Source organism: Aeoliella sp. (assembly GCF_965227375.1).
GTDB lineage: Bacteria > Planctomycetota > Planctomycetia > Pirellulales > Lacipirellulaceae > Aeoliella.
Genome location: NZ_CBDDFX010000002.1, coordinates 1,948,231 through 1,970,802 on the forward strand (window position 1 = coordinate 1,948,231; position 22,572 = coordinate 1,970,802).

A 22,572-nucleotide genomic window follows, 5' to 3' on the forward strand; every position below is an offset into this window, starting at 1 on the left:
ACGACGTGAATAGCATGGCGAAAACGAAAGCAGCCAACGCGAGAACACTCGGAGCAACCTCGATCGTGAGGCAGGCGCAAGGCCTGCTGCAATCTCAGCGATTCGAGGAAGCCATACAAGTGTTGAGCCGAGCTCGCAAGCGATTCCCGAAGCACGTGGATGTTTGCACCGCACTTGGCAGCGCCTATGCTCGCTTGGGTCGATTTCCGGCGGCCGAAGTAGCCTATTTGGATGCATGTCGACTGGCGCCCCACCGCCCCGACTTACAGCGGATTGCGGGACTGGCGTTACAGGAGATGGGTAGCTACCAGCAGGCCGAGTTGTGCTTCCGGCGTGCTGCGGAACTGGAACCCCAATCGGCTTCGAACTTCGCCCATCTGGCACAAGTACTCGAGCGCCAGCACCGGCTGGACGAGGCTCAAGAAGCTTTTCAACGGGCGCTCGATCTCGATTCGCACTCGCCCGCTGCAAACCTGGCAGCAGCGGTGATTGCTCGTCGTAACGGAGACCTCGAGTCAGCAGAGAACCGCCTGGTTCAACTGCTCGAACGGAATCCGCCCGCCGATATCGCCTGGAAGGCGAACTACGAACTGGCGAAGGTCAGGGATCGCTCGGGTTGTCACGGCGATGCGATGGAGGCTCTGCTTGCTGCCAAACGTTTGCAGGAGAAAGATCCACGTGTGCCGGGTTGTGTTCAACGGGCTTGGCGACATCGGTCGCGGATGAACGAGTCTCTCGACGAGCTATCCGCCGAGCAACTGGAGCGTTGGCATTCAAACGCGCCGGCGACGAGCGACAACTCGCCTGCGGTGCTCGTCGGCCACCCGCGCTCGGGTACGACGATGTGCCTGCAAATGCTCAGTGCCCATCCGGACGTCGTCGGCCTCGACGAAAAGCATCCGATGGGCACGGTGGTGCATAACGGGGCGGTTGAGCGTCTCGGTGAAGAAGAGTCGGTGCCGGAGTGCCTGGATCGGTTGAGCAACAGCAACATCGTGCAGCTGAGGTCTGCTTACTGGCGGGAGGTGGATCGCGTTATTGGTGAACCTCTCGGCTCACGGGTTTTGATCGACAAACATCCGCAGTATATCGCTTACTTGCCCTCGATCATGCGGGTATTCGGTGGCTCCAAGATCATCTTCGTGGTTCGCGACCCCAGAGACGTGTGCCTGAGCTGTTTCATGCAGGCGTTCTCCGTTAATGCAACGAGTGTTTCGTTTCTCACGCTGGAGCGAACCGTTGATCACTACGTCCAGTTCATGTCGTCTTGGCGACGCATAAGAGACCTGTTGCCAAGTGGCTGGACCGAAGTGAAATACGAAGCGTTGGCACGCGACCTGCCGACCTACTCCCGACGCATCACGGAGTTCTTGGAAGTTCCCTGGAGCGAGCAGCTTCTCGCCTTCCACGAACTCGCATTGCACAGCCACAGCACCACACCAAGCTACGAAGCCATTACTCGCCCGATCAATACGGACGCAATTGGGCGATGGAAGCACTACGCCAAGGAGTTCGAGCCGCACCTGGAGAAACTGAGACCGTTTGTGGAGGAGTACGGCTACTCAACCTAGCGGCCATGACTTGCAAGCGCGGAGCGTAACTAGTCGTCGAAGAGGGCAAAAGTATCGGAATTATGCACCAAGTACTGATGAACCGTGGTTTTTGACACTTACACAGCTGGGAGATGACTAATGGGACTTAGCAGCATCATTTTCGACACACTTAAGTCGTTACCAGAGTATCTCGACCGACTTGCAAATCGCAAGCTCTTCATTGGAGCCTGTGGAGCGATCGCGCTGGCCGGAAGTACCGCAGCGTCGGGCGCTTTTATCGACGACTTTAGCGCCGACACTTCGGCCAACTACACGTTCGAGGACTCCTACGGGGGTGGGGGCAGCTTCGAGATTTCAGGAGGCACACTCAACGTTGCCAGCAGTGGCAACAACACGGCCACGGCCACGACCTCCGCCGCGGTGCCATTTACCGTGGGGGAGTCGCTGGGCGTCGACGTCGTGGGCCTCACCGGCTCGGCGGGTGTGTTTCTTACCTTGGGCGAGAATCCTGGACAACCTAGTGGCTCCAACGACGGCTACCGCTGGCGGCGAGACATCAACGGACTTAGACCTCAAGCAGCCAACGACGGAATTCTGATTGTTAGCGCCGATCCCGATCCAACAAGCAACGCAACCCTATGGATCGATCGCACGGCAGCCGACACGTTCGAGTTTTTGTTTCAACTGGAGGGCGAATCGACCCGTTCATCCATTTACACCGACAACTATCCAGCACTTGCTGGTCTGACCGACTTGCACATCGGCGTGCAACATTTCGGCGGCAGTCCCGCGACACGGTCCTTTGACAACCTGAGAATCGTCGCAACATCCAGCCTCGTACCCGAACCGGGAGCGGCTACCGTGGCACTGATTGCGGTCGTCTCCGCCGCAGGGGTGGCGTGGCGTCGTACAGAGCTCACGCGGAATAGCTAATACGACACGAGACTCTCCAGCAAGGCGCCTTGCGCACAGGGGGCGCGAAGCGCCTTGATCCGCGTGAACTAGCCAGAGAATAACGACCCCGCAAACTGGAATACGAAAGCAACAGCAGCAGTGATCAGTAGTAGACATCAATGGTTAGCCTTGTTGGCCTTGTCACTGTGCAGCAGCAGTCTAGCGCAGCAGCCCTGGACGCTGGTAGGCATTGGCGATACGCAGGTGCTCTCGCAGTCGGTGGCCGGAGGTCAGGCGATCGAGAGCATGACTCAGTGGGTGGTCGACAATCAACAAGCGAAGAACATCGTGTTCGTCACCCAGTTGGGCGATATCGTGCAGGACGGACTCTACGGACGAACGAACGCGCAGGCTTCTTCCGTCAACAACGTCGATGAATGGAATCGAGTCGAAGCAGCGATTGCCCATTTGGAAAATGCATCGATCCCTTGGGGTACTGCGGTTGGTAACCACGAACTCGATTGGGTGGATGTCATCCCCGGCGTCACCCCCAGCAGCAACTGGTGGAGCAGCGAGAACCCAGGTGTACCAGTGCCCGCAAGCGGCTTTGAGGGCTGGAAGCAGAGATTTGGCCCTACCACGACGGGCCGATTCGACGATGTACCGCAATTCGGCGGCGCCAGCCCGGACGACGTCGATAGCTACTTCGTCTACAACGCCGGCGGTCGCGACTATTTGCACATCCACCTACAGGTGGATGTACCGGACACCGCGATATCTTGGGCCCAGGGAGTAATCGATGCTCACGCTGGCATGCCCACCATCGTCAGCACCCATGTTTTCGAAGGGACGATACACGGACCTCCCAATCATCCCTACCTGCCAGGTTCCGGCCGGAACAGCGCCAACCAGGTGTGGGACAAGTTGATCAACGACAACAGCCAGATATTCCTGGTGCTCAATGGGCACACAGGTCAGCAGCAGCATCGCACGCGAACCAATGCTGCTGGTAAATCGGTCTTCACGATCGTGCAAGACTATGCGGGCTTCGACACTGGTGGCCAGAACTCAGGCTACATGAGGCTGTACGAGTTCGATGAATCCAATAGCGTGTTGCGCGTGAAAACCTACTCACCAAAGCTTGACGAGTACTTAACCACCGCTTCACACCAGTATGATCTAACACTCGACTGGCTTACCCGTTTCGACATAACGCTGGTAGGCGACCTGGATTTCAACACCGTCATCGACATCAACGACTGGAACCTGTTCCGTACGGGCCACCTTACAGACCTTTCCAGTCTGACCAAACTGCAGCAGTATTCCATGGGCGACATGGATGGCGACGGAGACAACGACGTTTCGGATTTCGCGTTGTTCAAGACGGCTTACGACAACGCCAATGGCGTTGGGCAATTCGAAGCCATGGTGAGCCGCGTTCCTGAACCGTGTAGTTCGAGTTTGCTGGGAGCCTGTTCGTGCTCTTCTCTAATCGTCCTTCGTGGTCGGTTAGGCAGATGCAGACACGGTCGCCGCTAAAAAACAATCAATTGAAGTGTGCTTAGTCCTTCGCAGAGCTGATGCAACAACTTTTGGAGGAATCGCGATGAGATGGTTCGGACCTTTCTACCCAGTCGTCCTAGGGCTGGGTGTATTCCTGAACTCAGCTACACCAGTGTCCGCAGTCTTCCTGGACGACTTTAGCGCCGACACGTCGGCCAACTATGCCCTGGAAGATTCGTTCGGAACGGGTGGTTCGTTCGCTATCGCGGATGGAACCCTGAACATCACGACCGGCGCGAACAACACCGCCAGCGTCACACTCGCCACCCCGCAAAGCTTGGCGGTAGGCGAGTCGCTGGGCGTTGATGTAGGGCCGGTCCAGGCGCCCAACGGCGTCTTCATGACTCTTGGGGCCGACGTTGGGCAGCCGAGTGGAGCCAACAACGGATATCGCTGGCGACGCGACGCTAGCGGAGGCGGCAACAGCATCCGCATCCAGCGCAACGACGCAGGTGTCATCATCGGCCCCGTGCCCGATCCGGATATCACTAAGCCGGCGACGCTGTGGATCGATCGAGTTGCTGCGGACACGTTTGAGTTTTTGATCCAACAAGAGGGTAGCCTCACGCGGACATCCTACGGAACGGACACCTATTCGGCGCTCGGTAGCCTTGACGACTTGTACATTGGCGTCCAGGCATACGACGCTTCCGCTAACACCTTCGCGTTCGACAATCTGAGAATCGTTGACACGGGCAGCATCGGCGACATCAACATCAAGGCCGTTATCGACCGGGACAGTGGCGCGATCTCACTCGTGGGCGATCCGAGCTCAGCAGTCACCATTCTGGGATACACGCTAACTTCAGCTCGAGGATCCTTGGATCAGTCGGGGTGGACCACCATCGCGGGGAACTACGATGGCCAAGGCAACACTTCCGTGGACGCCGATGATTGGTCCGTTCTGGCTCCAACGGGCTCCCACACCTTATTGGCGGAAGCCGAGCTCGACTTCGACGGCGGGGACGGAGCAACCATTGCTGCTGGTCAAACGGTCAACCTGAGCCAGTCGGGAGGACTGTGGATTCAAAATCCTGTAGAAGAAGACGACTTGGAGTTCACTCTGCTGTTCGACAACGGTAACAGCGAAGTCGTGGACGTCGAGTTTTTCGGCAACTCAGGGGAAGCACTCAAGCCGGGGGATCTCAACTTCGACACCCACGTGAATGTGCACGATTGGAACATCTTCATTGCCAATCACCTGGTTGACCTCTCCAGTCTCACTGTGGCGCAAGCTTATCAACTGGGGGATCTCGACGGAGACCTGGATAACGACATCTCCGACTTTGGCATGTTCAAGCTGGCCTACGACGCGGACCAAGGCCCAGGGGCCTTTGCCGCCATGATCAGCCAGGTGCCCGAGCCCTCAACGACGTTGCTGATGGGCACGGCAGCGTTCCTCACGTGCGGCCCCGTGCTGCTCCGACGCCGATGGAAGTCCAACCAGCCATCGTAGCTTTCTATTTAATACCTGATCGACGACCTACACCGAATAAGTACAGCCGCTGGAGAAACGACGATGCCATTATTCGATACGATTTGTTCGGCCTGCCAAAGTCTGGCCGACTTGATTGCTGGGCTAGACAGAAAGAAGTTGCTGGTTGGTGCCGCCGGGTTGGCAGTGGCCTGGGCAGGCCAGTCAGCATCGGCCGATTTCCTTGATGATTTTGAGACCGATACGTCGGCTAACTACAGCTTCGAGGATTCGTACGGTGGCGGTGGCAGCTTTGATGTCTCCAATGGCACGCTCAACATCGCCAGCAGCGGAAACAACACCGCGATGGCCTACACCACGGCCACGGTGCCTTTTGCTGTGGGTGAGTCCCTGGGCGTGGACGTTGCTGGCCTAAGCGGCAGTGCGGGAGTATTCCTCACCCTGGGCCAGGGCGCGGGACAGCCAAGCGGGGGGAACAGTGGCTATCGCTGGCGGCGAGACATTAACGGCTTGCGCCCCCAAGCGGCCGACGACGGCATCCTGATAGTCACGGCCGATCCTGATCCTGCCAGCAACGCGACGCTGTGGATCGATCGCGTTGCCGCCGACACGTTCGAGTTCAAATTCCAACTGGAAGGAGAGTTCGCTCGCACTTCGATCTTTACGGACACCTATGCTGCCTTGGCCGGACTTGCCGAGATGCACATCGGCATGCAGCACTTCGGCGGTAGCGCAGCAACACGCCCCTTCGACAACCTCAGAATTGTCGACACGGCTATCATCGACAATCCTCCCACTCTGACGTTGTCGGTCGATGCGGTTTCGGGCCAGGTCGCCATCATGAATTCGTCGGGGACCAATTTCGAAGTCGACTACTATCTAATCGAGAGTGCCGGTGGGGCGATGAATGAAAGCGGCTGGAACAGTCTGGCCGACCAGAACCTCGATTCGGCGGCTGGTGGAGACTACAACGGCGATGGCTCTGTCAACATTGGCGACTACACGGTGTGGCGCAACAATCTCGGTGCGTCGATCACCCTAGCAAATGAAAATCCTGCAGCCAGCACGCCGGGCGTGGTCGATGCGGAGGACTACGAGTTTTGGAAAAGCCAGTTCGGCGTTGTAGGCAGCAGCGGATGGGGTGAGGCTGGCGGTTCGGACGAATTCAAGTTGGCCGAACTCTCGCTCGCCGGCAGCACACTGTCGGATGGCAGTTCCGTTGGGCTGGGAGCTGCCTTCAATCCAGCCGTGTTTGGAGCGGGGAATGTGGGCGACCTCGAATTCCTCGTACGACTCACATCAGGTCAGGTGTTGACCGGCGACGTTGTATATTCGAACGCCGGCGCAATTGCTGCGACGGTGGTGCCAGAGCCTTCCACGCATTTGCTCATGTTCTGCGGTGTCGTGGGTTTGGGAGTGGTCGCACGCCGACGCTTCACATTGCCCGCCAGAAGTTGCAGGGCAACACACAGTATTGCCGTTTCGATCGTCGCTTGGGCGGCAGTGGGCAGCACCGCCCTTGCGACGATTACTCTCGACCGATCTTATCAGTTTGGCGACCCTGGAACGTCTGACGCGACGCTGGCTCCGCCCAGTGTCGAACAAGCGGCCAATGTTGGAGAAGGCAATCCGATGGGCTTCGTTTTTGGCGGCACAACCAGCACGGGAGACGATGAATCGCCCTTCGTCGATCTGGAGGTATTCGGCGCCACCTACACCTCGACTGCAGCTCGTCCGGGCGCCTCGGCCGGACACTATGGTGCTCACTTCGACGGAGTGAACGACTACCTCCGCGGCCAACGACTGGGGCTACCCTCTACTTCGGTCAACTCAATCGATGGAGGAGGTCCGCTTAACTACAGCGGAATCTCCGATCGTGGACTCCACTTCTGGGCAAATCCAAGCTCTGCAGGCAGTGGCACTGCCCAGTCGTTGATTGCCGATACCGAGCAACACGGCGTACGTATCAGCAGCGGTGGAACCTGGGTAATGCAGTACAACGGTGTGACAGTCGACTCGGGCGAGCCGGTGAGCTTTGATGATTGGAGTCACGTGATGCTCGTGCGGCCCTATGGCTCGGCCGGCGGTGCCCGACTGTATGTCGACGGGATCGCCATTGCCGCCGCGGCCGGCGGCTACGACGGGTCGGACCTCTCTCCGCTGGTAGTGGGCGCCAACAGCGGCGACACGCCTGGCACAGCGGACTACTTCAGCGGAGTGATCGACGATCTGGAATTGTTCGTTATGGGCCAGGCGACCGAGTCGCCGTTCGACGATTGGGGAACGTTCGACTACGCCACGGACAATCATGTGGCCGCTTCGATGCTCACAGGTATTGCTGGCGATGTCGATCAGGATGGATCCTTGACACCACAGGACGTCGACGATTTCATCGCCGGATTCTTCCAGAGAAACCTGGTAAACGGGATCCAGGTAGGCGACATCACGAGCATCAAGCAGGGCGACCTGAATCTGGACGGATTTACGAACCTCGACGACGCCTTCCTGTTGCACACGGCACTGGTAGCCAATGGCATGGGCGGGCTCGGCCAATTCGGCTTCACGGTGGTTCCCGAACCTCACACGTGGGCGATCACGATTTCGGCCATAGGGCTGTTTGGCCTGATGCGGAGTCGTAGTTCGTAAAGGGCTAGCGGTAGGGTTGCAGGCGAGAACAAAGAGTTGTTCCAAACTATGGGAAGCGAATATGAACTGCATGCAAATAGGTGACAGGAAGTTGCGAAAAGGCTCTGGCTACGCCAGCCGCGTCGTGCCGAGCGGTTTTACGTTGGTGGAGTTGCTTGTTGTCATCGCGATCATAGGCATTTTGGTAGCGCTGCTCCTGCCAGCCGTGCAGGCAGCCAGGGAAGCGGCGCGACGAACGCAGTGCCTGAACAAAGCGAAGCAAATCGCCCTGGCGTGCCATAACTATGAATCAAATCGCAAGCACTTTCCTTCAGGCGCAGTGACGACGATAGAGTCGAGCGTCACGGACAACTGCACCATCTCGGCAAACACTGCAGGTGGTGTTCCCTGGACGGTGGCCATCTTGCCCTATCTTGAAGAACAAGCCTTGTTCGACCGTTTCGACTTGGAACAGCCCTTCTTTTCCCACTACCCCAGCGGGGGAGGACAAGTTGGCGAGCCGAACGAGTCGGCTCAACTGACGCCGCTCGACAAGTTCAAGTGTCCCTCCAATGGCAGCATCGCGCCCACCGATCCCGCCAATAGTTACTATGGCGTGATGGGCGGAGGGCCGTTGCCGACTCCCGAGTACGGTGGTTGCTCCACCACGGGCAATCAACGCGTGTACTTCTACAACGGCATCTTTTTCAATAATTCCGAGTTGCGCGTCGCTCGTATCACTGACGGTACTTCCAACACCTACTTGCTGGGAGAGACTCTCTATCACCAGTTGAAGGTCAGCCATCCCAACTGGTACGAATCTTGGGCGTCGACACTGTACATTCGCCCGAGTGACTCGCTGTATCTCAATGTCGCTGCGGCGCTGGTGGGTATCAACGCGCTAGATTGCGACCCTGAGTTCAGCAACTGCCACCAGCACGTCACACGTGGTTTCGGCAGCAAGCATGTTGGCGGATGCCACTTTGCGATGGCGGACGGTTCGGTGCGTTTTGAAAACGAAGACATCGACCTGCTGGTCTATCAAGACAACAGCATTCGCGACAACGGAGGAGTGATCAAGGCGCCAAGTCCCCCGCGTAGACAATGACCCGAATTTGGTGCACTTGGAATTAGTAGAATGAAGAAGTACATGCAGAGTATCGCTTACCGTCGACTGTTGCTATTAGCAGCATGCATGGTCATGTCCGCCAGCATCGGGTGCGGCAAACGGGATGGACCGCAGAGATTCAGCCGCCAGGGTGCCATTACATTCAACGGCCAGTCGGTGGGCAAGGGCGAGATCATTTTCTCTCCAGACCGTTCGAAGGGGGCTTCTGGCCCCGGAGCGACCGTCACTTTTGAGGATGGCACTTACCGTACCCGAAAGGGCAAAGGTACGTTGAGTGGGCCACACCTAGTGGAAATATCGGGATACGACGGCAACTCCGCTGCGAAGGATCCCAATCGAGAGCCTCATCCTTGGGGAAATACTCTTTTCGAGAATTACAGGGTCGAGATAGAATTCCCGGCGGAGAATTCTACTCACGACTTCAACGTTACTGAATAGAACACGGTGGGCGTAATGGGCATTGCTACAACTCGGCGGCAGGCTGTTACCAGCCTGTCCCGTCACTCTATGGAATGGGCGGAAGCCGCACAGTCGAGGCGAGCGTTTCTGAAGCAGGGAGCACTCATACTGGCTGGCACGGCCACGTTGGGCTCCATCTCGCGCACTTCCATGGCGTGTACAGACAGCGAGGCGGACGTTGCTCTTCGCTTCGGACTGCTGACAGACTGTCACTACGCGGACAAGCCGAGTTCCGGCAAACGATACTACCAAGATTCCCTTGGCAAGATGCGGGAGGCAGTTTCTCGGTTCACCAATGCGAAGGCGGAGTTTGTAGTGGAGCTGGGTGATCTGATCGACTCCGGATCCAATGTGAAGGAGGAGATCGCTTACCTCCAGGCCATGGAGAAGGAGTTCGCGAAGTTCAAGAAAGATCGACATTTCGTCTTGGGCAACCATTGTGTCTACAACCTGACCAAAGAGGAATTCTTCGACAACTGCGCGGCCAAGAAGCCGCACTATGCTTTCGATCAGGGAGACTTTCACTTCGTGGTGCTTGATGCGTGCTTTCGTGAGGATGGCGTAGCGTATGGGCGACAGAACTACGATTGGACCGACTCGAACATTCCCGCCAGCCAAATCGAGTGGTTGGCCGACGACCTGAAAGAGACCGACAAACCGACGATCGTATTCATTCACCAGCGGATCGACAAAGATGACGTCTACGCCGTGAAGAATGCACCCGAAGTAAGAGAGGCTTTGGAACGCTCCGGCAACGTTTTAGGCGTATTTCAGGGCCATACGCACCAGAACGACTACAACAACATTCGCGGCATCCACTACTGCACCCTGCGAGCTGTGGTCGAAGACCCCGACCTGAAAAACAACAGTTTTGCTCTGGTTGATCTGTTTGCCGATGGCTCCATCCGCGTGGACGGATTCCATCGACAGAAAGACTACACGTGGAAGCCACAAGAGCAGACAACGTGAAAGTCAGACGGGCGAACAGTAGACTTCGATACGATATGGCAAACGGTCATCAACTCAATTCGTCATTGCGCCACACGCTTGGAGTGATGAATGCTTTGGCAATGGCAACTGCGATCGCTGCTGGGGCAGCGGCCAGTGAACCTGCCGCTGCAATCGATCGTGAGTTCATCACAACATTGAGCACGGCAGGTGTATTGACCGCCGCGGAAGAGATGGGACTGGACGCGTCCACCTATCTCTTGCCATTGGCCGAGCGAGTCGATCATCCCTATCGCCAGTATCGTTGGTCGGTAGACTATGCGCCGGATGGGAGTTCGATGATCAACGCCCTCCCGCCTGAGGAAGAGGTGGGCTGGATCCCGTGGGAACGCTGGTGGAGAGACGGTGACACACTGCGGCATGAGTCGTGGGTGCTGTACCCCATCAAGCGTCCCTCTCAGGGCGGGATGCCTCGTTGGTACCAGCTCGACGAAGAAGCCTCTCTCTACCCTCGAATGATGTTCCCACCCAAAGACATTGAGGAGAAACTGCGCCTGGCTCGAGTGGATGAGGCGGCGCGGGTGCTGGGGTTTGATCACCGCGAGGTGTTGCTTGAACCGCTATCGGCCAAGGGTCGCGCTCGTTATCTCGAGTGTCGTTGGGTGGTCATTCCACACATTCTCGGCGCGGACCAACCGGTGATCTACTCGCTGCCGCCGATGCATCGCTCGGACACCTGGCCGTGGGAAACTTGGTACACCGACGGCAAGCGGCCCCTGATTTTGCATGTTCACTACACGGCCAAGTCGCCTCTGACCACGGGCGAGTGGACGCTCCACCCCGGGGCGCCGCAGCGACCTGCTGAACTCTTTGGCCGGCGATGGTATTGGTACGACAAGGCGGACCCCGCGCCCGTCATGTCGAACCCTTGAAGCATTTCTTGGCAGGCGGCGTCTTGCTGCGGCCAGAGAATCTACGTTTTCTAACTGAGGCAACCATGGACAACACGATGAAGTATCTACTAAAGACCCTGTGCCTTTGCGCAACTGTGTACGCGGGCGTGAATGCGGCCCATGCGGCCGAAGAGGACACGACGCTGGACGAAACGAAGCAGCTCATCTGGAAAGCTGCACACGTCACACCGCACGATCGTCAGGTTGCGTGGCAGGAACTCGAATACGCTGCGTACGCCATCTATGGCATGCCCACTTACCATGGCGGTGTCGAGTGGGGCACGGGCAATGAAGATCCACGGTCGTTCAATCCCACCGAGTTCGATGCTCGGCAATGGATGAAGATTTACAAAGACGCGGGCATGAAGCATGTGATCTTCATGGTCAAGCACTGCGACGGGTTCTGCCTATGGCCCAGTAAGTACACCGATTTCTCGGTCAAGAACTCTCCATGGAAGGATGGCAAAGGCGATATCGTTCGCGAAGTGGTGGACGCCTGCCGGGAGTTCGATCTGAAGATTGGATTCTACATCTCCCCCTTGGACCTGCACGAACCAACCTACGGCACACCCGCGTACGACGAGTTCTTCAAGAACCAACTGCAGGAACTTCTTACCGAGTACGGCGAGATCACTGAAGTGTGGCTCGATGGTTTCTACACGGGTCCCAAAGAGGATAAGCACGATTACGACTGGGAGGGATACTACCGCATCGTTCGCAGGCTGCAGCCCAATGCCGTGATCGCCGTCTGCGGGCCGGACGTACGGTGGGTTGGGAATGAGAGCGGTATCGGCCGCGAGACAGAGTGGAGTGTGGTCCCCGCGAGCATCGCCGACCAGGAAGAGGTGTCGAAAGACTTCTTCGAGCTATTCGCGATCGTACCGGAGGGGAGATCGCTGGATCTTGGCAGTCGCCCAAAGCTCTCCGACGCTTCACGACTCATCTGGTACCCGGCGGAAACCAACGTTTCGATTCGCCCCAATTGGTTCCATCGCCCCAGCCAAGACAATCAAATCAAATCGGTACAGCAGCTGCTCGATCTCTACTACCAGTCCGCCGGCCGGAACGGCCTGTTTCTACTCGGAGTTCCACCCGCGGTGAATGGGCTAATTCATGAGAATGATGCCAAACGACTGATGGAGTTCCGCCGGGTGCTTGATGCCATCTTCAATGACAATCTGGCATTGGATGCCACGGCAACCGCATCGGAGGTGCGCGGTGACAACCCTGCACACGGCGCGGACAGAGCCGTTGACGACGACAAGGATACCTACTGGACGACCGAAGACTGGACAGAGGAAGCGGAGTTGGAGTTGGACCTGGGCGAAGAGAAGACATTCAACGTAGTTCTCTTGCAGGAACAGATCCGAGTTGGGCAGCGCGTCGAAGTGTTTGCCCTCGAGGCCTGGGACGGCCAGAAGTGGAATGAATTCGCCAGAGCGACCACGATTGGCTACAAACGCTTGCTGCGATGCAACGACGTAACCACTCGGAAGGTGCGGCTGAAAATTACAGGGTCCCGCGTTTGCCCGACTATCTCAAACTTCGGTCTGTATTACGAACCACCCCTCGAAGAGATTCTTGGGGAATGATCTCGCTTATGTGGCTCGCCCAGATTCTTCGTGGATTTCACGAGGGCTCCAACCTGTTCGGATGAATCCAGGGCGGGCGGTCGTGCGGGCTACCGGTCCCGAGTGTGTAAGAAAATCGCGGTTGAAATCGCGCGCGATTGTGATCCAATAGAAGTGCGCCGTGTTGTGCCTGCTGTGGATCCTTGGCAACTTGGGAGCGGCTCAGGGCGATGAGCTGTCGGCCGGGAGCCTGCGTTCGCGCTGTTCGCCGCTCAACCCAGATCTCCTGGCGGAGCTACGCGCGCTCGTTCGCAGAGCGAACGGGGACCATTAGAGTTTTGTCCCCATCGAAAACATGCGGGGAACAACGTGGTGGGTTTTGTCGCACCCCCTGGATGGTTTAGTCGAAAAATATAGGGTTTTCGCCACTCGGGTGGGCCCAAAACGATTGGGGTTTTGGGCCCATGGATCGATTAGTGGGGCAAAACTCGGCGGGACCGTCTGCAACCTCGGGTGAGCCCATCGGACGTGGTGCAGGAGACGTTGTTGCGAGCGCCCAGCTGGAACGATCGATGCGGATGCCAAGGTTGGCATGGCTTGCCGAGATGCGGAACACTGTGTTGCTGATGGTGTCGCTGGAATACCCCTGCACAAGACAATTTCACTCTCCTTCTGAAAGATACTGGTAGCGGTAATCAACGATCGACACGCCATCCTCGCGACGTCAAGCATGTTTCATTGACCCTAGCTGCGTATCTCATAGTACGATACGACGCCAGTTTCAGTTACCAAGATAAAACCACTCGAATGCCTGGCGGGCAGAATGGCGATCGGTTTCCCAGTGTCGTGTTTATCACCCTTCACTTTTAATTGCTGGGTATTGGATTTTTTCAGGCTTTTGTATGATTGCGATTGGACAGCAGACGAATCGGCAGCGATCAGGAACCCGCCCTGATTCAGCCAGGCGCGTGGCGTCGTCAGTTCCGCAAAGACCGTTTTTGTATAGCCCTCCATACCGAGACGAATGATCGCTACGCCAGTCTCCATCGATGCGGTGAGGATTGGAGCGGCATAGGGGCTGCCACCGCCTAGGCCAATCACGCGACTCGGCAATTGTTCGAACACTTCGACTTGACCGTTCTTCATGCGCAACAATTGGTCCGCAACGGCAATCACGACCTCGTTGCCCGCTGCATGTATAGGTACTGGGTGAGCAACATTTTCCCAGGGCGCATCGGCAGCGGATAGGAGTGACTTGGTAGACACGACCGCACCTTTCGCGTCGACGCAGACAAGGACGGGGTCGTCACGGTTTGCGATGGCCCAAGTATGCCCTGTTTTCCCCAACGCGGCTCCCCAAACCACGTCCAAGCCGCGTGGAGTGCCCGCAGTGATGGCTGACGTGCTCGGTATCGAGGATGGAAAGATCGTTGTTTCTGGGAGCGACTGCTCGCCGATGGCAAATATCCGTACGCCAGTTTGGCTGGCGTGAAGTACCACTCGCGCATGGGACGAGATCGAAATTTTCGGCCATGGCGTTCGATTGCGATCAACTCTTCCGTCCTGGTGGCAGCGGGCAAATACAATCCGACCGTCCATGACTCCCGCCGCAATGATCACGTCGCCCACCGAGACGGCACTATGCCAAACGCCTTTCAGACCGAGGTCCACGTGCTTTGTCACGTGCATTCGATCTTTTGGCGTGGCTGCAATGGGTCTCTTGGGTTCCAGGGCACGCTGGGAGTCCACATACCTCCGACCATCACGACGGAGTAGGCGATCGTTGGATTCCAGTCTCGCGAGTACCGAGACAAGTCGATCGGCTTCACTTGTGGATGCATCTCGCAGACGGTTGGCGATTAGATTCTTAGAGAGCTTTCGCGATTCCTGCTGCACTTGGGCGTCGGGATACTTATCACATACATCGGCAAGCATCGAGGCGACATCGGCGTGCATGCCAAGTGGTTCGGCGTCCGCGTATAACTCGGCAGCGCGCTGCCGAGCGTCCTGGTGGTAGGCCAATCGGCCACGCATTTCGAAGCTTGCAGCAACACAGCGCCCCGCTTGTGGTGTGTTTGGCCAGCCACCATCAAGCGTTTCTAACGCTTGCCGATAATCGTCGAGCTTCTGCTCGTAGATGCGTGATGCACCGAGCAAGTCTTGCTTCCCCTTCAGCTCGTCAGCCGCCGCGTGATAGGCTGCGGCTGCGGCCTCGGGTTGATCGATGTGCGCCAGTAAATCGCCGACTTTTTCATGGCGGCCGAGGTCGCGATAGGCCTCGATCGCCTCGTTCCACAGTTCACCGCGTTCAAGGCAACCGGCGGCGGCTTGGGCGTCCTGGATCTTATCCCGGTATAGCACGGCAGCCTCCCTGAAGTGTCGGCCTTGTTCCAAAGTAGACGCTGCCGATCGGAGGTCGCCAAGTAGTTCAGCGTAGATATACGCGGCGCGGCGATAGCGGCCGAGCCGCGTCTCGCGGGCGGCAAGCTCTCTGTATTTTGTAATCAACTCTTGTTGGTAGTCATGCGACATGTCCCAAATGTCCGCAGGCCCACCACCACCAAGGCGACTCAAGCTGAAATCGACATTACGCCTATGCAGTTGGCCGCCCGGCGCTCTAAGACCACGGTGCGCCCCCTGAGCGCCGCCAAGTGGAATGGCGAACTTCAATCCTTGGTCTGGATCGCTGTCGAGCATGTGCAAGAGCCGCCCCACCTCCTTGTGCCGCTCTGCTTCCAACGACTTATCCACCTTCTGCAACAGGTTGTTCGCGAAGTTAGCCAATCTGCCAAGGCCCGACTCCCCACCGACGACACTGCCGGCTGCAGATCGACGAGGCTGGCCATGTCCGCCCATCGCGCCGGTAGGTATCATGTTTCCGAGCGCCGATAGAATTTTGCCGACTCCTAGGACAGGCAGCGCTACGCCCATTAATGCCGCCCGCAGTGCTGCACCGGCGACTCCCGAGAATGGCTCGTGCGGCGATTTCGGCAGTTGGGGAATTTCACCTGCTCGCTCTCCAATACCATTTCGCCCTTCACCAATGATGTCCTCGAACGACGGAGGCGAGTCGGGCAGAATGGCTAGCAGCCTGTTGGGAAATGCGACTCCCTGTACCGCCTGACTCCAATCGATCATCGCATCGTCGGGAAGTGCGATCAAATCGGCTATCTCTAGTACCTCATCTGGCTCAGCCGTGGTAAGCCCTCGTCCAGGTAGCCACGCGTAGATATAGTCATCCGACAGCAACTGCTGGATCTCATCTTGAGGAGGGGTGGGGAACAGCTCTGCGTCGACCGGCAGGTAGAGGTTCTCGCCCAACCTTCCCAACGCGATGCAATGTCCGCTGGGGGCGAAGGTTGTTGTAGCCGGCACTGCAATCACGCCGGCAATACCTGTGCCATCCGTGTCGCGGATCGCGATCAGTCGAATGGCCAAGTGATCGATCGGCCAGCTTGCTATCTCTTCCAGCCATAGAAACGGCGCATCACCCGGCAGGTACCACGCCGCAGGCTCGAGGGGCCGAGAATCGCTGAGTCGAATGGTAAGTTCAATCTGCGGCACGGATGCCCTCCACAAACTGCATAACGGTCTCCTGATAGATTCGCCGCAGCGGTGCGGCACGCTGACTCGGCTTTTGCCCGTCGGGCAAGAAATACTCTTTGCCGAAGAAACGCCCGTCGCTACACCACCCTGTCAGCTCACCTTCGGCGAGCACGAGTGTAAGTTCGGCAGTTTGAGTATCGGCGGGCTGTAGGTGCAGCAAGCCACGTGAATCGAGCACGGCGCGGTCACCACTCGGCCAAGTAGCGACCGACAACCGATATCTAAATCCGTGATCCGAGGCTGCTTCTAGAAACTCTTGCTCGTTGTGCAGCACGGTACTGCGTGGTCGCTGCCGAAAAACAGGCATGCCGGTTTGCTGCTCAAAGGCGACAACGCCTTTGGTCGACCGCAACGCGAGCGCCCCATTCTCATCAATCCCTATCGCGCGGAACCGCTTGCGGATTGAGGTACAGCGGGCGATGGCGTCGACGCGTGGATCGATGCGATTCCCAGCGCACGTGCGAATCTGCGGGTTCAAGTCGAGCGTTAGTTCGTACTGGACGCGATTTCGATGTTCGTCGCTGAGAACGACTCGGGTGCCATCGTGACTGACATCGACCACGGAGCACTTTCCGATAACAGGCATTCGTGCGAGCTTTTTACGATCGGACTTGGCGGCAAGCAGCCTTCCTCTAGTAGTGACCGCGAGCGGCTCGTCGAATCCCACTGCATCCCAAACATGTACGACCGGGTCGTTTGCTACGCCGAAAGATGGCAATGGGTCAATCGTGGCGGCGTGGCCGTCATGGGACAATGCATGCCAGGCATTGGTTGTGCGATCCACAAAGTACCTGCCAGCCGCCCATTGCAGGCGCGACGGGGTGGTCAATAGGCGGCCTGACTTACCGGTTTGAGGGTTTACCTCGGTTACTCCAAATGGTTGCAGGCAGAAAAAGGCCCCGTTGTGAAAGGTAAACCCCGATGTGACCGGGCACTGAATAGGTGTTTCTAGCAGCTCGCCGTTGGGAATATTCAAGCGGTAGAGCACTGGTTTATGCGAACTGCCATAAACGAAACTGGTCGACCCTTGAATACAGTCCGGCTCTGCCCACCAGAGTTGCCCCTTTGGCAACCGGTCGCTTAGTTGTTCGCCCCCCTTACCGCGGTTCGTCCACCGTAACAGCCGTCCGTCACCGGTGATAGATAACGCCCCCCAATTGCCTATCGACCAACAGGTCTTCGGATCCAACTCAGAAGGCATTCGCAAGGGGAACGGCTCGACGCGAAGCGATGCTGGCAGATTATCGAGATCGCGAGATTCTCTGAGCCGAGAACCATCCGCCACTATCTCATCAAGCGACAACACGGCCCGCCGGATGAGTTTATCGCCACGCAGGCCACGTTCGCAGAGCCGGAACTCCCCCTGCCTATCAAGTGTCGCAACGTATACTCTCTCGGCCTTTAGATCGCGAAGCGAATCTAAAAGAGCTGGTTCGGCGAGTGAGTCGGCAGGCATCAGTACAACTGCCTCGACGGGCTCGTCCGATCTCTCAACCTGGGAAGCAAACTGTGGCAACGCATTGCCCAAATGCGGGTCGGGCTCTAGTGCAGCAAGGTGGTCGATCAGCCCCTCTTTTGATAGTAGGTCGACCGCCTTCAGCTCGCTGCCACTACCGCGATAAGCACCAAACGTGGCACCTCTTGGCGTGTTGGCCGCAAATGCCAAAGCTGCGGCTGCAGCAAGCACTCGTGGAATTCCCCACGCCCGTACGCCGGAGTCTATGAGTAGCTCGCGTCGCAGTCGGGGCGTGCTCGGCGGTGTTTCTCGATGAAGGTACATGGCCTCGTTCATCGCTACACGGACTGCCAGCGTCAGCCCGTCTTGAGCAAGCTCACTCAGTAGCAACCGATCGGGAGTGCCGCGGTTTGCGATGTCGGAATAGCCGCCCATTTCGTGCTCTTGCGACTCCGACAGTTTGCGGGGAAGCGTGGCGCTCGCGATCAGCTGCTTCGCAAGATTCGCCATTGCTACATGCTGTGGCGAGTCGAGTAATTCTTGGATGACTGCACGTGCCGTATCGCTTGGGTATACTTGCTCTGGTTCCTCTTCAATTGGAGCCAGCAAAGGTAACGCATCGAGACCGGTCTTCAGTCGCAGCCGAACGGCCTCCGGCGTCACCTTATCGAGTCCGGGCGCAAGGTCGGCAAGGTCTCGTAGTAGCAGAATAGGCCCATAACTGCTGAAGACCGTGTCGGAAGCTGAGCCCAGTATGGCCAGTAGCCCAGGTCGGATGGCATCCGCAACATAAGTAGCCTGGTCTGCATCCACCGCGAGTTCGGTGCTGTCGAACACCAGCGATGCCAACGCTGCCTTCGCTTCCAGAGAATTACGCAGTGAACGGTCTAAAGCTCGCACGCTGTGGAGCTTCTGGAGGACCTGCTGCAACAACGACAGGCGATCTTCGGCTGAGGTGTCCGAATCGTGTACGGTCCGAGACTTCTTGCGTATCAACCGTGAGGTCAATGTCTGTTGGCCTTCATGGTCAGCTTCCTGTCCGGCTGCCAACATCGACGCTAGTATGCCAGCTTCGCTGCCATCGACTGCCCAATGGTCACGTGTCGCCGCCATTAGCAACAGCAAGGATCCAAATCTTGGTAAACCATGCTGCGCCATTTGCTTGAGAACGTACGAAAGCTCTTCGCTAAAGGCGATCAGCTTTCCGTCTCGCCACTCAACGGCCTCACCATCCTCGTGCCACTGCCAGAAAGAGTCACTCGTTGTTCCGTAGTAATCCCGGATCAGTGCTTCATTGCTTTCCAAAACTACCCCCTTCGGTAAGGCGGACAGCAGAACGCGACGCCGCGACGAACTGCTCGCTACGAATAACGGTGCTGCCACCCTCTGGCAACAGTAGCGCGATGTCGCCCTGTTCTAGGTCGAGCATTTTTTTCAGGACTCCCGCGTCCACCGCGGGAGTCCAGCGGAAACCGACGGGCGCGGCAACGCCATCGCGAAGCCAAAAACAAGTGCTGCGGATTGGTGGTATTGGCTGTCCATGAACAACGGTGTAGCGGTCGCAAGTGGCGAAAACTAGACGGTCGAGCCGGGCTTGGGGCGCATTCGCTGCGTACGACAGCCAGTCGGCACGAGTAAGTCGCGCTAGTGCGGCAGGTTCAACGCGACTCGACCGGGCCAACTTAAGTGGAATGGAATTGGCAGTACGGATCGGAAACCGCCCGGTCGGAAGGACCAGCGTCAACCAGCTTCGCAGCGGAACCCAAGGGCCTTGTGGCTCGTATCCTAGCGGAATGGCCTTGCCTTCAGGCACCAATTGACCATCGCCCAGCGTTCTGTACTGTCGGCAACCCAGCATCGAACGCAAGATGTCGCTAGCGTCTGCATCGAGCGACTTCCCCCGTAGCCACACGACCTCGTTGTCGACAAACACTTCTACGCCAACGTGTTGGCGAAGCGGACTCAGGCGATCCGCTCCTCTGCTAGGCAGGCAGGCGTACCAGTCGTATGTCAAGTTTGACCGTCCAAACTGTTCCATAACTCGTTGGCCTTGTCCTCTAGAAATGTGCGCTGCTGCGCGTCGACAATCCACTGACAACGGGCGGTCAACAAAGTAAGGCGGTCGCGAAGGACGCTTAGGTCGCCTGCGGTTCCGGTGGCGAGCATGCTCGCGGCTTGCGATAAGTCGGCCTCAAGTTGATCGGGGTCGGGGGCATCGGCGACCTGCGAACGCGGGTGTCCCATTGCACGCTGCTCATCGGTCGACGACTCGAGGGCTTGCGATACCAGCGATGCAAGCAGTTCCTGTTCATCTTCGGTGTCCCAAATGTATCGGAGTACCCATAAATCGGTCTGGTTCGCCTCCAATCGTCCACAGAGCAGTGCGCTTGCCCCGATGAGCCGTTGAAGCTTCACGGCGCGGCGGTCGGAGATGGTAATGCCGGCGCTGCGCAGTTTAACAACGAGTTCGACGTACTGCGGCCGAAGTCCTGTAAACTCCACCCGCGATGTAAGTCGCTGCAAGCCACGTAGATCTTCAGCCGTGACGCTAGCCCTATGAACGGGCTCGCGACCGTCCATGCGCCAACCGGCCGCGAGGACTTCCGCCAGGCCTTCATTCGGTACATTGTCGCAATTGACGCGGACCAGGAATCGGTCGAACAAAGCACCGAGCGCTTCGTCCTCGGGCAGGTGATTGCTCGCGCCCACGACCATTAGCGTTGGCAGTGCCCGCGTTTCGCGACCGCGACGGAACACCCGCTCGTTGAGCACCAGTAGGAGACTGTTGAGAATGGCGCTGTTGGCGTTCAAGAGCTCGTCTAGGAATACGAAGTCTGCCTCAGGTAGCATGCCGGAGGTGTTTGTCTCCAGTTCGCCATCGCGGAGCTTCCGTATGTCAAAGGGACCGAATACCTCATTCGGCTCGGTGAACCTAGTGAGCAAATAGTCGAACACACGCCCGTCAATCCGTCGCGCCAACGACTGGACCAGAGCGCTCTTAGCCGTACCCGGCGGGCCAAGCATAAACAAGTTTTCGCGGGCAACCAGGCACAACCCCAAGAGGTCGATGATTTCGTCTTTACCCACAAAACTCTGCTTGAGTGGCTCTAGGACTTCTGCCCTCAGCCGGTGCCCAAGCCGTTGGGTGTCCGGCTCGGTCGGATCCTCGTCAGTGTGCGATATATTCACGAAAGTCTTAGCCTAATGGGTTTCGAGATGTGTTGCGATGCTCGGGCATAGCTGCGGATAGTGTCCTAAGGTCTCCTTGACCATTTCGACAACCCAGTCATCATCGAGCCGGGAATAGTCGCTCGTGGCAATAACCCGATCTACATACAGACGCATCAACGTGGGCGAGGTTCGTATGGAAGTTGTGTCTACCTGGCCGACCAAATCTACTCCAACCGATGACAACGGCCAGGCCACCGCCCACTCCATAAGCCGTTTGACCAAAGGATCGTCGGTCGCGGCCGACTTGGCAAGCTTAATCAAGTCAGGCAAAAACCGCATCGTCAGGTCGACCGAATAGTGAGTACCGGCACTAGCCTTGTCTGGTAGGTTTTGGCCAAAAAGTGTGGGGAATTCCCCTTCTCCAAAGTCTCGATTGATTACCAGGGCTGCCGCTGAATAAAAGGAAACAGCAGCCCAGATGGCAGCCTCGGAGTCGAACGCCGGTGGCTCGCCGGGCAATGCAAGCCGGTAGGCTTGCTCTAAATCGGCAAGGAGTTCCGCTGCTTCACTCCTCGCATCCGGCTCAACCGGCTGTGGAACGCCAATCCGGACGCGACCAACATTCCATAGGTCCCGTAAAAACACAGGCAGCATTGGTTCCTCCTTGCCTGACTTGAAAAATCGCGTCTTCAGGTGATAGGTAGTTCGAGTTCGTTGTCCGAGGATTGGCCAAATTGCAGGGGAGGACGAACAGTCGAAGTAGAGTGATCCTACGACCCTAAGGTTCGGCGGATTAACCATCGGCTCAGCGCGCCGGAGTGACTGCACAGAACGAATTGGGGGCCCGTAACCGTTTCATTTGAGCATCAACACTTTAGTATGGGCAGTTTGACGAATGCAAGTATTTCTAGATTGCCTTTACCTCCCAGACCCCTCGAGCCCATAACAGCCACCTATTAGAGCTAGAAAAGAGCGAGATGCCCACGACATCAACTATCAGCTGTCGGGCCGAAATAGGTTTGAGATGACAGAATAAGGGCGGTTCCCATCGCCAGACGACGTTAAGCAATTGCAGCAAGATGGAGGCACCAGAGTCTAGCTGCCACCGAGCCGGGTCTTTGCCGCGCTTTTGACAATCTCCTGACTAGATTTCTCGTCACTCGATAGGCACCCCGCGGTGCATTTCCGCTATTGTATCTTGGATGCGCT

Annotated in this window: 15 protein-coding genes; 10 read left to right on the forward strand and 5 right to left on the reverse strand. The window is 57.5% G+C overall.

Annotation, left to right across the window (positions count from 1 at the left end; genetic code table 11):
- Positions 1-14: 14 nt before the first annotated feature.
- The 10 genes from ACQK2L_RS20710 (at position 15) to ACQK2L_RS20755 (ending at position 13,151) form a co-directional block, all read left to right on the forward strand.
- Positions 15-1,571 carry a sulfotransferase gene (locus ACQK2L_RS20710; protein ID WP_425398952.1) on the forward strand — a complete coding sequence of 519 codons (1,557 nt, stop codon included), beginning with the start codon at positions 15-17 and terminating at the stop codon, positions 1,569-1,571.
- Between the two features lie 120 nt (positions 1,572-1,691).
- The gene (locus ACQK2L_RS20715) at positions 1,692-2,486 is read left to right on the forward strand and encodes a hypothetical protein (protein WP_425398953.1); all 795 of its coding nucleotides are present in this window, start codon (positions 1,692-1,694) and stop codon (positions 2,484-2,486) included.
- A gap of 150 nt (positions 2,487-2,636) precedes the next feature.
- Positions 2,637-3,986, forward strand: a complete 1,350-nt coding sequence (locus tag ACQK2L_RS20720) for a hypothetical protein (RefSeq protein ID WP_425398954.1) — start codon at positions 2,637-2,639, stop codon at positions 3,984-3,986.
- A gap of 67 nt (positions 3,987-4,053) precedes the next feature.
- Positions 4,054-5,466, forward strand: coding sequence for a PEP-CTERM sorting domain-containing protein (locus ACQK2L_RS20725; protein WP_425398955.1), 1,413 nt, complete (start codon positions 4,054-4,056; stop codon positions 5,464-5,466).
- Positions 5,467-5,529: 63 nt separating this feature from the next.
- Entirely contained in the window at positions 5,530-8,091 is a 2,562-nt protein-coding gene (locus ACQK2L_RS20730) for a LamG-like jellyroll fold domain-containing protein (protein WP_425398956.1), read from the forward strand.
- A gap of 61 nt (positions 8,092-8,152) precedes the next feature.
- Positions 8,153-9,178: a DUF1559 domain-containing protein gene (locus ACQK2L_RS20735; protein WP_425398957.1), complete on the forward strand. Its 1,026-nt coding sequence runs from the start codon at positions 8,153-8,155 to the stop codon at positions 9,176-9,178.
- A gap of 30 nt (positions 9,179-9,208) precedes the next feature.
- Positions 9,209-9,637, forward strand: a complete 429-nt coding sequence (locus ACQK2L_RS20740; protein WP_425398958.1) for a hypothetical protein — start codon at positions 9,209-9,211, stop codon at positions 9,635-9,637.
- Positions 9,638-9,808: 171 nt separating this feature from the next.
- On the forward strand, positions 9,809-10,627 hold the full coding sequence (locus ACQK2L_RS20745) for a metallophosphoesterase family protein (RefSeq protein ID WP_425398959.1): 819 nt from the start codon (positions 9,809-9,811) through the stop codon (positions 10,625-10,627).
- A 101-nt stretch (positions 10,628-10,728) separates the two neighbouring features.
- Entirely contained in the window at positions 10,729-11,538 is an 810-nt protein-coding gene (locus ACQK2L_RS20750; protein WP_425398960.1) for a hypothetical protein, read from the forward strand.
- 77 nt (positions 11,539-11,615) lie between these two features.
- Positions 11,616-13,151, forward strand: coding sequence for an alpha-L-fucosidase (locus tag ACQK2L_RS20755; protein ID WP_425398961.1), 1,536 nt, complete (start codon positions 11,616-11,618; stop codon positions 13,149-13,151).
- 723 nt (positions 13,152-13,874) lie between these two features.
- Here the strand turns inward: ACQK2L_RS20755 and ACQK2L_RS20760 are convergent.
- The 5 genes from ACQK2L_RS20760 to ACQK2L_RS20780 are packed head-to-tail and all read right to left on the reverse strand — an operon-like array spanning position 13,875 to position 22,017.
- A complete protein-coding gene (locus ACQK2L_RS20760; protein ID WP_425398962.1) occupies positions 13,875-16,754 on the reverse strand; it encodes a hypothetical protein in 2,880 nt (959 codons plus the stop codon).
- On the reverse strand, positions 16,681-19,497 hold the full coding sequence (locus tag ACQK2L_RS20765; RefSeq protein ID WP_425398963.1) for a hypothetical protein: 2,817 nt from the start codon (positions 19,495-19,497) through the stop codon (positions 16,681-16,683). The genes ACQK2L_RS20760 and ACQK2L_RS20765 overlap by 74 nt, the downstream gene beginning before the upstream one ends.
- On the reverse strand, positions 19,484-20,206 hold the full coding sequence (locus tag ACQK2L_RS20770) for a hypothetical protein (protein ID WP_425398964.1): 723 nt from the start codon (positions 20,204-20,206) through the stop codon (positions 19,484-19,486). Before ACQK2L_RS20770 ends, ACQK2L_RS20765 begins: the two co-directional genes overlap by 14 nt.
- Entirely contained in the window at positions 20,203-21,381 is a 1,179-nt protein-coding gene (locus ACQK2L_RS20775; protein WP_425398965.1) for an AAA family ATPase, read from the reverse strand. The genes ACQK2L_RS20770 and ACQK2L_RS20775 overlap by 4 nt, the downstream gene beginning before the upstream one ends.
- Positions 21,382-21,393: 12 nt before the next feature.
- Positions 21,394-22,017, reverse strand: coding sequence for a hypothetical protein (locus tag ACQK2L_RS20780; protein WP_425398966.1), 624 nt, complete (start codon positions 22,015-22,017; stop codon positions 21,394-21,396).
- Positions 22,018-22,572 lie beyond the last annotated feature (555 nt).